Origin of the sequence: Pantoea sp. 18059, from assembly GCF_902706165.1 — a bacterium.
Taxonomy (GTDB): Bacteria; Pseudomonadota; Gammaproteobacteria; order Enterobacterales; family Enterobacteriaceae; genus Pantoea; species Pantoea agglomerans.
Genome location: NZ_CACSJS010000003.1, coordinates 230,130 through 244,083 on the forward strand (window position 1 = coordinate 230,130; position 13,954 = coordinate 244,083).

Consider the following 13,954-nt stretch of genomic DNA (forward strand, 5'->3'; position numbering starts at 1 on the left):
AACTTCTAAAACAAATGAGAAATATACGCATTGCGATTATCATTGCAAGATTTTGTTAGCAAACAATACGAATTTTTTCAGGGAATTGTCTGCGTGTGAAAGACGGCTGGAAGATGATAAAGACAGGGAGGCGTTTATAGGGTCAGCACGCCTGCTGACTTGTCAGAGCAACAGGGCTGCTGCATCATTATTTGTTAAAGATAAAATCCTGTAATGGCCGTTCATTGAACTGTAGTTGTCACTCCTGATGCCACAATATCTGCCTTAAATCTTTTATCACCTTATTTAACACCAGATATTGCAGGAATTCGTACGTGCGCAAAATTTCAATGCTTAAAGCGCTGATAACGACCACCGTTTTCAGTGTTTTTTCAGCCCACTCCGCCACACTTGTGGAGAGCGTGAGTGCGGGCTGGGATAATTTCAGTGATAAAGTCGCCACAACCTGGCAGCAGCCTGAAGGTTACGACTTTTATCTGCCCGCGATTACCTGGCACAACCGTGCCACTTACGATCGTGAACATATCAATAAATATAATGAAAGACCCTGGGGCGCGGGCGGAGGTATCTCCCGCTACGATGAAAAAGGGAACTGGAACGGCATCTACTTAATGGCGTTTAAGGACTCCTTTAATAAATGGGAACCCTTTGGTGGCTATGGCTGGGTGGCAACCTGGCGTCCGCTGGCCGACCAGAATTTTCACTGGGGTGCGGGTTACACGGCGGGCTTTACCGCACGGCACAACTGGGATTATATTCCGGTGCCAGCGATACTGCCGCTGGCCTCTGTCGGCTATGGCGATCTCGATTTCCAGATGACCTATATTCCCGGCACCCATAACAACGGTAACGTCTATTTTGCCTGGCTGCGCTACCACTTCTGACAGTTGCCGATATAAGCGTTAGCGTGACATCGCCATGAGCGAGAGATCGTCCAGCGTGAGGGTTTCGCCATCATAGCGATGACGCAGGAGATGGAAGCTTTCGCATTCAATAATCTGCTCTACCGCGTCCGAAAAGATATTCATGGCGCTGCGCATCTGGCTCAGATAGTCATGGGTGTCATAGACCCGATCGATGCCTTCAAGCGCATGGTTCATGATTTTTCGGGCGACGTCATTAGGCGTGTCGAGCGCTGAGAGTTTTGAACGCGCAGTCCTGCGCAGATCGCGCGGGGTAAACGCCTCCAGTCCCAGCCCACGGGGAGCGCGGATCATCCGGCGAAGTGCCTGATTCAGCGCGCCTTTTGACAGCGGCTGTTGCGGATCGCGTGGCGCGGGCACCAGCCAGGGTGAGGCCGGATCGGCGGCGCGCAGCAACGCTTCGATGCACTGACGCATCAGCCCTGAAATGGGCAGCACATGCTCCCGCTGCGACTTATTGCGCGTACCCTGCATCCACAATCCTAATTGCAGATCGAACTCCGCTTTCTGCGCCTGCACAATTTCATCCGGCCGCCGGGCGCTGACCAGGCATAAACGCAGCGCCCAGCGCGCCTGTTCCGAGAGTGCCCAGTTATCCAGCCCGTGCCAGAACACCCAGATTTCTGCATCGGTAAGTTGCCGACTGCGCGGCGGCGTAGCGCGACCCGCGACATCACGCTTTTTCATTGAAGCGATGGGTGAATGATCGAGATAGCCCTGCATCTCTGCCCAGGCGAGAAATTGTTTGGTCAGCGCGAACACCCGCCGCGCCTCCTCTTTTTTACCGTCGGCGATCAGAATGTTATAGAGCCGGTTAAGGCGTAAGCGGTTCAGCGTTTTGAGTGGCTGCGAACCGATGTTCGGCAGGACATGTTTCAGCAATGAGGAGATGGCGATCTCAGGACGCCGCCGACTGATCAGCAGCGAGAGTTTTACCCAGACCTTCATCACCTGCTCTACCGAGCCTTCATCGCCAAAATTATCCAGCTCGCTGAGTGAAGCCTTTTTAACCTGCTCCAGCCAGATCAGTACATGGCGGCCTACGTGGGCTGAACGCGCAGGGATCTGTGTCAGATCTGGGGTCACATTTATACCTGTTTGTCACTGCAGAGCGGGCCATTCTATCCATTGTTTATCTATGACTCCAGACCTAATAAGTCTGGAGTCATTAAGACGCGTTCTGATGAAATCTGAGGAAGTTTTCGGGTGATGACCAACAAGTAAAACTAACGTCACTTCTCCCTTCTGGTCACGGTTATGGCGAATAAATAGCCCATTGTTATGGAATGTAAAGGTGGCTTACCGCGATATACAATGATAACTATTATCATTATCATACGCATTTGATTACATGCCTTAATACTTCAGGGAGATTTTCTAAGTGAATGTAACCATGCGTGTCCATAAGCGCCCTGTTGCGCTACTGCTGGCCGGTTTATTGAGTACCTCTGCTAACGGCGCTAATCAGGAAGAGACAGAAAAGCTGGCTGATGATGAGACGATGCTGGTCACCGCTGAACAGGAGCTGAAACAGCAGCCTGGCGTTTCGGTGATCACCTCGCAGGACATTGAGAAAAACCCGCCGGTCAACGACCTTTCCGACATTATCCGTAAAATGCCAGGCGTTAACCTTACCGGCAACAGCGCCAACGGCGTACGCGGCAACAATCGTCAGATCGATATTCGCGGCATGGGGCCGGAAAATACGCTGATTCTGATCGATGGTGTGCCGACCACCTCGCGCAATTCGGTGCGTTATAGCTGGCGCGGCGAGCGCGATTCCCGCGGTGACTCAAACTGGGTACCACCAGAGATGGTTGAACGGATTGAAGTGATTCGTGGACCGGCGGCAGCGCGTTACGGTTCCGGCGCGGCCGGTGGCGTAGTTAATATCATTACCAAACGCCCGACCAATGACTGGAGCGGATCGCTGTCGCTCTACACTAACCAGCCGGAAGATGATAAAGAAGGCGCAACCCGCCGCGCTAACTTTAACCTGAGTGGTCCGCTGGCGGGCGATGCCCTGACCATGCGGCTCTATGGCAACATCAACAAAACCGACAGCGATGCTTTCGACATTAACCAGTCGCACAATGGCTCCGGCGCCGCCGGTCGTGAAGGCGTCCGCAACAAAGACATCAATAGCGTGCTGTCGTGGAAGATCACGCCATTACAGGTGCTGGATTTCAGCTACGGATACAGCCGTCAGGGCAACATTTATACCGGTGATACCCAGTACAGCAACGGTGCCGGTAATGCCTTGATCGAATCTCTCGATGGTTCAGAAACCAACCGTCTGTATCGTCAGACCTGGGGCCTTGCGCATAATGGCATCTGGGACTGGGGACAATCTAAGCTCACCTTTAACTATGAAAAAACCAATAACACCCGCCTGAATGAAGGCACGGCGGGTGCGGGCGAAGGCCGGATCAACAGCAACACGTTCTCAACCAGTCGCTTTGAAAGTTACCGGGCAGGAGGCGAAGTCAGCTTCCCGCTGGAACTGCTGCGTGAACAGACCGTTACGCTGGGAGCCGAGTGGAACCGTGATGAGCTGAACGATCCAAATTCAATGAACGGCACCAGTGCGCCTGGCGTATCCATCGACGGTGTCAGTGGTGATGCGGGCAGCCGCAACAGTAAAAACAGCGCAACGCTGAGCTCACTCTATTTTGAAGATAATATTGCTGCGACCGATAGCACTGAAGTGATCCCCGGTCTGCGTTTTGATTATCACGACACCTTTGGTGCGAACTGGAGTCCGTCGCTCAATATTTCTCAGGCTCTGGGAGAAAGTTTTACCCTGAAAGCGGGTATCGCCCGTGCGTTTAAAGCCCCTAACCTTTATCAGTCCAGCGAAGGCTATTTGCTGGCGACGCGGGGAAATGGCTGTCCAATCAACGTTACCCGTGGCAGTTGTTATCTGCTGGGTAATGAAAATCTCGATCCTGAAGTCAGCGTAAATAAAGAGCTGGGTATCGAGTTCAGCCAGGATGGCTATGTTGCGGGTATCACCTGGTTCCGCAATGACTATAAAAACAAAATCGTCTCAGGGACGGAAGTATTGGGTTACGCCTCAAATGGCAACAATATCCTGCAATGGAGTAACGGCGGCAAAGCGGTAGTGGAAGGTCTGGAAGGCAATTTCACTATCCCGCTGGTCAGTGACGAGCTGGAGTGGCGGACTAACGCAACTTATATGATCGAGTCGAAGGATAAAAAGACCGGCAATCCGCTGTCGATTATTCCTGAATACACCATCAATACAATGCTGGACTGGCAGGTGACGCAGGATTTCTCCACTAATCTGAACTGGACAATGTATGGTCGTCAGAAACCACGCCAGTATGCGGAATCCCGCACAGAAAACAATTCTATGTCGAATCGCGAAGTCGGCGCTTATTCAGTATTTGGGGTCAATTTTAATTATGACATCACCAAAAATCTGCGTGCCAATGCCGGGATTAATAACCTGCTGGATAAGCAGCTATATCGCGAAGCTGATGGTGCATCAACCTATAACGAACCGGGACGCGCATATTATGCCGGGCTGACAATGTCCTTCTGATCTGCAGCAGCGCTTCCCGATGGAAGCGCTGTTTTTTCGTCTTCGTCGAAAAACCTCCTGTTTACACTCCCCCCGATTTATCTTCTCAGTGCTAATCTCTGGCTGCCGCTTAACGAGCCGGAAAGTATCTGGCTCACGGGTATGGCATTAAATACTTACATTCCCTCTGGAAAGCGTAACGACAGGTAACTAATGTCGTGATTCCTGTATCCCGGCCAGCGAAACACCCCAGAGTGCGGCTATGCTCTGTCGGGTTCAACCTGCAACTATAACTAACTATCAGGATATTAAGTGATGAAAAAATTATCAGTTATCGTTATTGCTACCGGACTGTTTTTGTCGGTGAATTTACAGGCTAATGCCCAGGGCTGTCTTAAGGGAGCCGCAGTAGGCGGCGTCGCAGGTCATGTTGCTCATCATGGTGTGGCCGGTGCCGCAGCGGGCTGCGCAGTTGGTCATCATATGGCGAAGAAAAAACAGAAAGAGGCTGAGCAAAATCAACAGTCTCAGAAATAAGCTGAGGTTGTAGCACCGATGTAAATCAGCCGATTACCGGGCATTGATGATGTCCGGTGATCGCTGAGTGATGAGCATCCTGAGTCTGTTGACTCACAAAAGCACGGCGAATTAAGGGCAGCCGGTTATGCTAATTATATTTATTTGAACCAGATGTCTTTAAAGGTGCAATGATTTAGGTGAGTGACCAGAAATTTGAATAAGGCACGCCTATTTTTAATTCAGACAGTGGAAAACGTCTTTTGAAAAAACGTCCTTTATCGACCCAGCCGCACAATGCCATGCCATCTGAATATTCAATTACCACCATTATTCTTCTTCTTTTTTTTCGCCGAACAATGGTGCCCACTTCAATCATGCGGATGCCTTAACCGCACTATTGCCGGTTACGTCATGAGTATCTGTAAGTATCGTTCTGACAATGAAGTCATTACTTTTTCTCAGATCTCCAATCTCTGGCTGGATTTTTCCATATATCCGCATACCTTCCATCATCATGAAAATGCTTTGAGCCATGACTCGCGCATCTTCATCCTGGCGAAATACCCGCTGATCCTGGCCTCTTTTTAAGATATTCTCTAACTCGTTAATTAAACGGTTAAATTTAAAGGAAACTTTGCCTTTAACCTCTTCGTCTCCGGGTAAAAGCTCGCTGGCTGCCGCAATAGTAAAGCACCCTTTCTCTCCGGCAGGAGCAGATGATAACTGAGCCACAAATTCGAGCGTTTCTCGCAATGCAGCTTCTGGCGACAATTCTGCATTTCGTTTCACTGTCCTTGAAATGCCTTCATCCATGTATCGCTGCAAAGCAGCCAGGTAGATAGCGCGCTTATCGGGATAAAGTTTATAGATGCTGGCACTTGCCAGACCCGATGCTTTCATAAGATCAGCCATAGATGTTGCCTGATATCCCTTCTGCCAGAAGCATTCGAGTGCGGTGTTGAGGAACGCCTCTGGATCGAATTCTCTGGGTCTGCCTGCTGATGCTTTCATAAGGTTCTCCTGTGCTGACGATTGATTGTAGATCGATCAATCTACAATTAAAAGGCTTTATCTAAACCTTGCGTTATAAGTCATGCTTTTTGCCTGGTAAAATTTTATGCTGAGTCAGCGGACAGGTTCAGGTGAGTCATTGGCCGCCTTCTGGCGGCGGCAGGCAAATACTTATAATGGGATTACAGTCTGGACCTGATGCTGAAAAACGTAGGGATCTGATAGCAACTCATATTCTTCATCGTCCGGATAGGTAACAGCAATTTGATACTGTTCGCCTGCAAAGGCTTTGATGGCTTCTAAATCTTCCCAGTACGTCGCAAGGAAGAAATGTTCCCACTCACCCTGCGTTTCTCTGCGTACATAGGCTCCCAGATTCCCTGGCGTCGCTTCTGAATGTTCAACACCAGTCTTCTGCAAGTGAGTTGCAAAACCTTCGGCGTGCCTGACCGGTACGCATCCGTGCCATGTTCTGACAATCATGTTGCTATCCTCATGTTGTTGAAGAGTTTTAACCATAACATGACAATGCAGGAACAACGATTCGTTCTCTGGGGGTGTAAGATGGAATATTAATAAATTACTTACCGGCTAGTTGACCATAAACAGAGCGTCGGGCATACAAACAATCGCCCATTTTGACCATCATAAAGCTCATGCTTTTTGTCTTAAGAAAGACCGACGTGATAACCTTCGAACATACGATAATTTCGCCTGACGTTTGGTTTACCATGAGAACTAACCGGTTCAGGGAACTGCCGCTTATCAGCGCCAAATACTTAAGACTCAGGGAGAGAGCTGCCAATGAATACCTATTCAACCCGCCGTTTCGCGCTGTTAATTACCGGAGTGCTTGGCTGCTTATTTACTTTTTTTGTGTGGCGCAATGAAATTGACCGTAATACCTTTCTGACTCAACCTGTGCTCGACGCATTATGGTGTGCCGTCCTGCCGCTGGGACTGGCTCTTTTTTTTATTATTAAAAAATGGGGTAAAGGTGAGGCTGTCAACGGCATAATGAATAACATCAAACTTTTCGCAGGGTCCGTTCTGCTGATGGCCTTTTTTAGCTATATGCTGCTGACCACGGTTATCTGGCTTCTTCCGGGCACCCTCAGCAAGTATACCGCTTATAGCGAGTTTTCGGGCGGCGGGCGTCACGACTGTTCGGGTGTTGAGGTTAACGATCCGGACCTGCAAAGACGGATAAAGGTCTGTGAACCCGTGGGCAATTATTTTGCCGGCGGAACGGTTCGCGTGACTAAACGAAGCAATGCGGCAGGCATGAGCATTGTTAACGCTAAAATCAAAGAGTAAACGTCATTACGCAGCTCGGGGCCTGAGTACCTTCAGGCCCACACATAAACAGCATGATTTCTTTATACAACAGCCGTCATTCTTTTGTTAAAATTCAGAACTCGACATCTTCCAGGCTGAAGATTTCAGTCTGATCATTGTAGAAAAAATTATGCCAGAATCACAATCACCATCGTGAGCAACACCCAGCCTATGGCGTGAATATCTTTATGCAGGATAGCCTGAGCCAGATAGCCGCCTACGCCGGGCAGCGTATAGCGTTATTGCCCACGGTGATCGCTTCGGAGGCCACGAAAAAGAACCAGCCACCAGACATTGACATCATCATGTTCCAGATCAGCCCCGGAACGGCAAAAGGCACGTCCAGTTTCCAGAAACATTGCCATGCTGTCAGATGGAAACTGCGGGAAACCTCCACCAAATCCGCAGATACGGTGCGTAACGATTGATAGAAGCTAAAGGTCATGTTCCATGCCAGGCTGGTGAACAATGCGAAGATCGCCGCCAGCTCTACGCCCAGTACCTGTCCAGGAAACAGCGCAATAAAGAACGTCACGGTAAAAGAGATTTAGCCTAGCACCGGAACGGATTGCAGAATATCGAGTGTGTATGAGTAAATCCCTCAAACTTTTTTTTATACCCGCGCCATGAATTTATAAAAATTATAGGCTGATGTCAGCTGATGTATCTTTATTGCAACGGCTGAATACTGTGATGACTGAATCAATTCACTTAAACCAGGGATACTCGTTTGTGTTAAAACAATGTTTCAAGGCAACCAGGCCTGAAACATGACGGAGCAGAAATGAGAACGCAGAAGCGATGTATGGGATATGTGGCCATCGTGGTTGATGACTATGATCGGGCAATTGAGTATTACACCGAAAAGCTGGGTTTTACCCTTGTTGAGGATACACCGCAGCCAGGTAAACGCTGGGTTGTAGTTACACCTGACCCTGAAAGCGACTGCAATCTTCTTCTGGCTCGCGCTTCAGATGACAGACAGGAAGGTTTTATCGGCAATCAGTGCGGCGGAAGAGTATTCCTTTTTCTGCAGACGGATGACTTCTGGCGAGACTATAAAGCCATGAAATCGAAAGGCGTCACATTCTCCCAGGAGCCTCGTGAAGAGGAGTACGGAACCGTGGTGGTATTTGAAGATCTTTATGGCAACCGCTGGGACCTTTATCAGAACAGGCAGAATTAAACACCAAAGCCAGTTGTGTATCAGGCATTCAGATGAACAATCAAAGCACGAACCCTGCAGGGATATTTCAGATCAGCGGGGAGTTTTTTGCAGCATCCCCTGAGCACTCAGCTGTCAGTTAAGCGCTCGCAAGCAACAGAGCGCCGTGTGATAGCAGACTTACTTTCCTCACAAGCAATAACGTTCAGATCCGCCAATCAGTTTCACTAATCCAGCGATCTATCCGATATTTTTAGCTGCGCCCTGGCATTATAAAAACGACGATAGGATAAATAGACAGCAATGATCGTTGACAGACTGGCAGTCCCTATCAGCATAAACGTGACCATAATCTGATACTTAATCGCCTTGAGCGGATCTATTCCGGCGAAAATCAGTCCGGACATCATCCCTGGCAGGCTGACCAGTCCGACGGTTTTGGCAGCGTCCACCGTCGGCATCATAGCTGTACGAATGCTGTCGGCAATGATGCGGCCCGATGCCAGCTTCACCGATGCGCCAAGGCTCAGCATCTCCATAATTTTCTGCTGGTTGTCGCTGAAGCGCTGGTTCAGGTTGCTGTAACAGAGCCCTACTGCGACCATGGCATTACCGGCGATCATGCCCGTGATGGGGATGACCTGCATCGGAATAAACGCTATCGCCCCGCTCAGCACCAGAATCGTTAGCGTGATAACGGTGCCACTAAAAATAGCGATAAACGATATCGTAAAGGCGTTATCAATATTTCGTCCGCGTTTACGGGCGTTGATCGCGGCATTAACGCAGATAAACAGCACCATCAGTACCGTCAGCCAGCTGTTATTAACATCGAAGATCGACTTTAATACAAAGCCGACAATGACCAGCTGAATTATCGCCCGGGATACACTCCAGAGAATATCTTTGCTCATGCCGAGCTTTTCTTTCTGGCTGATAAGCAGCGCTATAGCCACCAGCGTCAGTGACAGTAACAGCGAGGTGTCACTGATATTATGCTGATTCACGCTTATTCTCCTTTTCTGGCGGCTCAAGCCGAAGCACCTGCTCAGCCTGCTGGATATCGTTAACGTCATGGCTAATCCGCACCACGGCTACCTTTTCTTCAGCTGCGATCCGGTTAATCAGTGAAAGTACTGATAGTCTGTTCTCTTCATCAAGGGCGCTGGTGACTTCATCCAGCAACAGCACCTCAGGCATAAACTGCAGATTGCGCAGTAGTCCGACACGCTGTTTTTCTCCGCCTGAAAGTTGTTCAACAGGTTTATTCAGCATATCCGGAGAGAGATTTACGCTTTCCAGCGCAGCAACAAGTTTGTCCCGCTGAGGTTTCTGACGGCGAATCTGCCATGGCAGCGCCAGGTTGTCATATACCGTCTGACCAAACAGTTGCGGCGTCTGAAAACAGTACGAGACCTGCTGGCGATAGGCCTCTGCTCTCAGCGTGGTGATATCACTGTTCCTGAAGAAAAGTTGCCCGGAGGTGGGGGTAATCAGCGAAGCAAGGATTTTGAGGAAGGTACTTTTTCCGCTTCCGGATGGGCCGGTCAGCAAGACGCAATCACCCTGATATAACTGTATGGAGACCGGTTTCAGTAGCTGACGATCCCCGACTGAAAAAGCGACGTCCTGCACATTCAGCAGGAGTGAAACTCTGTCCATATTTACGCCTCAGGACCTGACAAATTGAGTGTTGTCAGTATCAAAAAAAGCAGGAGTTACCCTTCACAGTCAGATTACCGGTACTGCATGTTGCAGCGCGATCGCACTGCTGTCGTGGGCGCGGCAAATGTACATCAGACTATGAAATATAAGGCATTTAATTGCGGCTATGCATCTTCTGAGTAAAAAATCAGTGTGTGGAGGTGTCCGCCAGCCAAAACTCAATATGATCCTGCGCGAGGAACGTGGCAGGCATCGGGTTTAAATCAGAGTGGCAGACACGCTGCCACCCGACAATTATTTGTTTTTCCAGCTGGTAGAGACCGGGTTGGTTACGGTGTTTTTTTCCTGAGTATAGGTGCCGTTCTGCTGCGCAATGGCTTCACCGGTATCCACAATGGCATTCTGAATAAAGACATTCTGCTCGTCACCCCTGATAAAAGTTAACTGATGAAAAGCCGTTTTATTGCCCCAGTCAGCAGAAGGCAAAGAGATAAAACGCACCGTGAAAGTTTCATCATCAAACTTGCCCTGCATAACGTAAACACCGTAGTGGTTTTCGCCCTGAGAAATGATTTTATAGGTACCGTTGTCGTAATAATAAATCTCAGCATCCGGAAACGGCTTTTTGTCATACATTTTTCGGTAGTGCAGCACCTGTTTGATGGTGGGCTGGCCGAAGCTGACGGTGAGGTTTTTACCATCTGCCGACGTCGTCAGACCTTCAGCGTGAACACTGCTCATCAGCATTAACAGACTTGTAGCGGCCATTGCGGTTGCTTTCACTCTCTTTCTCCTCAGCGGATTATGGGGACAACAAGCGTATAAGACCCCAGAACTTACACGGTGGTGAGTATCTGTTGAAGAGGCAGATAACACATTATTACACAATGTTATAATCACGCCCTGTAACCTGGCGACTTGAGCCGTAGTTGACCGGGTTGCCCGATATCGAAAGCGCTCGGATGCAGAAGGAAGCGGTTATCGCATTGAAAATAAAAAAAAACGCCAGGCTGACGTTTAAAGTTCGCCAGTGACGCTTAATGCCGCAACGCGGTGGAAAGCTGTTTAACTGCTTAAACGAATATCGGTCTGCTGCCGGCCGCTATAACAAAACGGCGCAGACCGATCTTTCGCTGGCAAATCCCGGCTGAATCCTGCTCTTTTACAGAAAATCAGGCACTAAGCGCAGACAGCCCAAGGCAAGGGGAACGTTTATTTCAGCGGTTCCGGCAGCGTTACGATCCACAACTCGCTGTCCGACTCCGGTTTCTTCAGCGGCTTCACGCCGATCGTCGTTGCAACCGGCTTACCCTCTACAGTAAGTTCCCCCTTTTCGTTCAGCCGATAATCCTTGCGCTTCTTACCTTCCACCGGATTTTGCATGACCGTTTTCACGCCGAAGTCATTGTCATTGGCGACCGCCAGCGTTTTACTGTCGATCAGCGCCAGTCCTTCGGCCTTCTCCTGCTGCCAGCCGAGTTGACGTAAATCGACCACCAGCGTTTTAGCTGCGAGCTTAATTCCTCGCTGCGCCAGCGCTTTCTCGTCGTCAGACTCCGGATAATCACCAGGCTTATCGAATGCGGCAAGATCGGTAGCCGCACTCAGATCCACCTTATAGATAAGGTTGCGCATCGCGTCATTTTTATCGCTGCCTTGTTCAATCAAGAGAATATGCTGATTATCGAGCGCCACGATATCGCCAATTTTGGCGTCGCTGTTTTTACTATAAGCCTCGCTGTCGATAGGGTATCCATACATCGCGGTTTTCCCGGTCGCCGGATCGAAGCTCACCAGCCGGGTAAAGCGCGCCTGCTTTTTACTTTTACCGTTGATATCCAGCGTACTCTGCACCGCGGCGATGATGCGCCCGTCCGGCATACGGGTAAGCCCTTCAAAACCACGATTAGGCTGACGCCACTTAATAATATTAGGCAGTCCGCCCGCAATGGATTTTTCCCCTGCCATGGCCTGCGGCCCGTGAATCGCCAGAATCTTTCCGCGTTGATCAACGTTAATCAGAAACGGTCCATATTCGTCGCACAACCAGTACCCGCCCTTCCCGTCCGGCGTAATGCCTTCCGTATCCAGACCACGGTTATCGCCCTTCAGCACTTTCAGTGTGTCGCTTAACGCGACTTCATTGGTTGAGCCGATGACACCATCCTGTAGCGGCAATCCGTTAATATTGCCCTTGTCGTCATGTAGTGGTCTGGCGTCCGTGGCTTCTGCTTTGCCGTTCTGCACCCGAATATTCATCAGCAGCGGAGCGAAGTCTGGCGTGACGAAAATTTTTGACTCATGTTTGCCCACATCGGGTGAGTCGGCATTCGGCCCACGATCGGTGACGGTCGCGAAGGTGAGCGCATCCCCCTGCTTACCGGTAAACAGCAAACCGGAGCCGATTCCCACCGGCAAACCATCCGGAAACGCACTGGCGAACGCGCCGCTGTAGCTGACGCGCGCACCTTCCGGAAAACTGACGATATAGTGCTCAGCATGAGGTTGCGCCGCAAGACCAGAAAACGAGAGCGCACAACTTATAATCAAAGAAATCGTTTTTATTTTCATAATATTAAAATCCATGAGGGAAAGCTGACAGCGTAAAGGCAATAAATGACAGGAAAATGATATTTGCGGTAAAAACGGACTGCTAACAGATTGATTTTTCCGCCGTTAGGGCGCCGGTTGATGAGGTGGTGAACGTAGAGTGAGCGTTGCCTTGTGCACAACGCTGTCTCCTCAGTGCCAGGAGCTGACATTGGCAGAAAAATGATTGTTATTCATCACCATATTGCTATCGTTATGCACTTCCGGATGTAAACCACAGATGAGAAAGCTTGCGGGCTACTCACTTTTCAAAAAAAGGATTTGATATGTTTATGCGCCGTGCTTCTCTGTTTTTAATGTCAATGATGGCTATATCCCAGGCACAGGCTGCTAACCTGCGGGCTGTCGATGTAATCACCTTTGATGTTGCCGGGGTAAAAACCGGTATGGATTATGATGAAGCCGTAAAAGCCATGACTGAGCACTTTCATGTGCCAGCATCATCGTTAGACGTTGATAAATACCCGGCTCTAAATGTGGTAACAGGAGATAAGCAGCCACAGTATATTGCTTACGAAAAAAACGGCGTCAAACTGGTTGCACATTTTGAAGGCCGTGTTCCTGCAGATCCGAAACATGCGCTGGCTGTGTCTCAGATTTCTTACGAGCTCCCATACTCCACTGAAAATAAAAATGCCATGGCCAAAGCCGCCGTTGAAAAATATGGTGTCCAGTCAAATGCACCTTATACACCAATGGTTTGGTGTAAAGCGCCCGGCAAGATGGCAACCATGGCATGCGGCCCGGATCCTGAGCAGCCGGTACTGAAATTATCAGGTACATCCCTGGAGATGAATGACCCATCGTGGACAAATGCCCGTATTAAAATGATGGACAGTAAACAAACCCGCACACCTGGTTTCTAAAGTGACTGATGCCGCCAGATGATCTTCTGGCGGCTAAGTGCCAGACGCTGATCATGGTTTTATGATAAAGGCTGAAGAGCAGCAGGTGATATTCAGGCGAGATGATTATCAAACGTGATGCGGGACAGATCTGCACAAAGCCAGCTCAGATAAGCTTTCAGTCCTTATTGAAAATTTTCATAAACACACACAGAGCCTCAGCCACCAGCAGGCTGACATTCTCTAATGACTTTAACCTGACTCAACGCCCATAACAAACCTCTATCAGACACATGATTTCTTAAAGCCCAGGCTGATAAAAGATGACAAG

The 13,954-nt window shown here is 49.4% G+C and carries 14 protein-coding genes and 1 pseudogene; 6 read left to right on the forward strand and 9 right to left on the reverse strand.

Translation table 11 applies throughout. The features are described from left to right. Window positions 1-314: 314 nt before the first annotated feature. Window positions 315-884, forward strand: coding sequence for a lipid IV(A) palmitoyltransferase PagP (gene pagP / locus GVJ63_RS10510; RefSeq protein ID WP_159226826.1), 570 nt, complete (start codon window positions 315-317; stop codon window positions 882-884). Between the two features lie 18 nt (window positions 885-902). On the opposite strand, the gene GVJ63_RS10515 is transcribed toward pagP, so the two are convergent. Next, entirely contained in the window at window positions 903-2,009 is a 1,107-nt protein-coding gene (locus GVJ63_RS10515; RefSeq protein ID WP_159226827.1) for a site-specific integrase, read from the reverse strand. Between the two features lie 307 nt (window positions 2,010-2,316). Here GVJ63_RS10515 and GVJ63_RS10520 point away from each other — a divergent pair, with 307 nt between their 5' ends. Both GVJ63_RS10520 and GVJ63_RS10525 read left to right on the forward strand, forming a co-directional pair. Then, complete coding sequence (locus GVJ63_RS10520; protein WP_159226929.1) at window positions 2,317-4,491, forward strand: TonB-dependent siderophore receptor; 2,175 nt, start codon at window positions 2,317-2,319, stop codon at window positions 4,489-4,491. Window positions 4,492-4,785: 294 nt separating this feature from the next. Beyond that, window positions 4,786-5,007, forward strand: coding sequence for a hypothetical protein (locus GVJ63_RS10525; RefSeq protein ID WP_010247042.1), 222 nt, complete (start codon window positions 4,786-4,788; stop codon window positions 5,005-5,007). A gap of 175 nt (window positions 5,008-5,182) precedes the next feature. Here GVJ63_RS10525 and GVJ63_RS10530 read toward each other — a convergent pair whose 3' ends face one another. From GVJ63_RS10530 to GVJ63_RS10540, 3 genes are all read right to left on the reverse strand, one after another. Further along, window positions 5,183-5,365: a hypothetical protein gene (locus GVJ63_RS10530; RefSeq protein WP_033773405.1), complete on the reverse strand. Its 183-nt coding sequence runs from the start codon at window positions 5,363-5,365 to the stop codon at window positions 5,183-5,185. Then, window positions 5,362-6,000, reverse strand: a complete 639-nt coding sequence (locus GVJ63_RS10535) for a TetR/AcrR family transcriptional regulator (protein WP_159226828.1) — start codon at window positions 5,998-6,000, stop codon at window positions 5,362-5,364. The genes GVJ63_RS10530 and GVJ63_RS10535 overlap by 4 nt, the downstream gene beginning before the upstream one ends. Window positions 6,001-6,171: 171 nt before the next feature. Further along, window positions 6,172-6,483 carry an antibiotic biosynthesis monooxygenase gene (locus tag GVJ63_RS10540; RefSeq protein ID WP_010247040.1) on the reverse strand — a complete coding sequence of 104 codons (312 nt, stop codon included), beginning with the start codon at window positions 6,481-6,483 and terminating at the stop codon, window positions 6,172-6,174. Between the two features lie 321 nt (window positions 6,484-6,804). Between GVJ63_RS10540 and GVJ63_RS10545 the strand changes: the two genes are divergently transcribed. After that, on the forward strand, window positions 6,805-7,317 hold the full coding sequence (locus tag GVJ63_RS10545) for a hypothetical protein (RefSeq protein ID WP_010247039.1): 513 nt from the start codon (window positions 6,805-6,807) through the stop codon (window positions 7,315-7,317). 152 nt (window positions 7,318-7,469) lie between these two features. On the opposite strand, the pseudogene GVJ63_RS10550 reads toward GVJ63_RS10545, so the two are convergent. After that, window positions 7,470-7,921 (reverse strand): annotated as a pseudogene (locus GVJ63_RS10550) (ABC transporter permease subunit); the annotation flags it as partial. 201 nt (window positions 7,922-8,122) lie between these two features. On the opposite strand from GVJ63_RS10550, the gene GVJ63_RS10555 reads away from it, so the two are divergent. Then, window positions 8,123-8,524 carry a VOC family protein gene (locus tag GVJ63_RS10555; RefSeq protein WP_033760565.1) on the forward strand — a complete coding sequence of 134 codons (402 nt, stop codon included), beginning with the start codon at window positions 8,123-8,125 and terminating at the stop codon, window positions 8,522-8,524. A 206-nt stretch (window positions 8,525-8,730) separates the two neighbouring features. On the opposite strand, the gene fetB is transcribed toward GVJ63_RS10555, so the two are convergent. From fetB to GVJ63_RS10575, 4 genes are all read right to left on the reverse strand, one after another. Further along, window positions 8,731-9,510 carry an iron export ABC transporter permease subunit FetB gene (fetB, locus tag GVJ63_RS10560; RefSeq protein WP_033787077.1) on the reverse strand — a complete coding sequence of 260 codons (780 nt, stop codon included), beginning with the start codon at window positions 9,508-9,510 and terminating at the stop codon, window positions 8,731-8,733. Further along, the gene (fetA, locus tag GVJ63_RS10565) at window positions 9,497-10,165 is read right to left on the reverse strand and encodes an iron ABC transporter ATP-binding protein FetA (protein ID WP_159226829.1); all 669 of its coding nucleotides are present in this window, start codon (window positions 10,163-10,165) and stop codon (window positions 9,497-9,499) included. Before fetA ends, fetB begins: the two co-directional genes overlap by 14 nt. Window positions 10,166-10,462: 297 nt before the next feature. Further along, a complete protein-coding gene (locus tag GVJ63_RS10570; RefSeq protein WP_010670403.1) occupies window positions 10,463-10,951 on the reverse strand; it encodes a hypothetical protein in 489 nt (162 codons plus the stop codon). Window positions 10,952-11,380: 429 nt separating this feature from the next. Continuing rightward, window positions 11,381-12,739, reverse strand: coding sequence for an esterase-like activity of phytase family protein (locus tag GVJ63_RS10575; RefSeq protein WP_159226830.1), 1,359 nt, complete (start codon window positions 12,737-12,739; stop codon window positions 11,381-11,383). A gap of 305 nt (window positions 12,740-13,044) precedes the next feature. On the opposite strand from GVJ63_RS10575, the gene GVJ63_RS10580 reads away from it, so the two are divergent. After that, window positions 13,045-13,644, forward strand: coding sequence for a hypothetical protein (locus GVJ63_RS10580; RefSeq protein ID WP_159226831.1), 600 nt, complete (start codon window positions 13,045-13,047; stop codon window positions 13,642-13,644). Window positions 13,645-13,954: the final 310 nt, after the last annotated feature.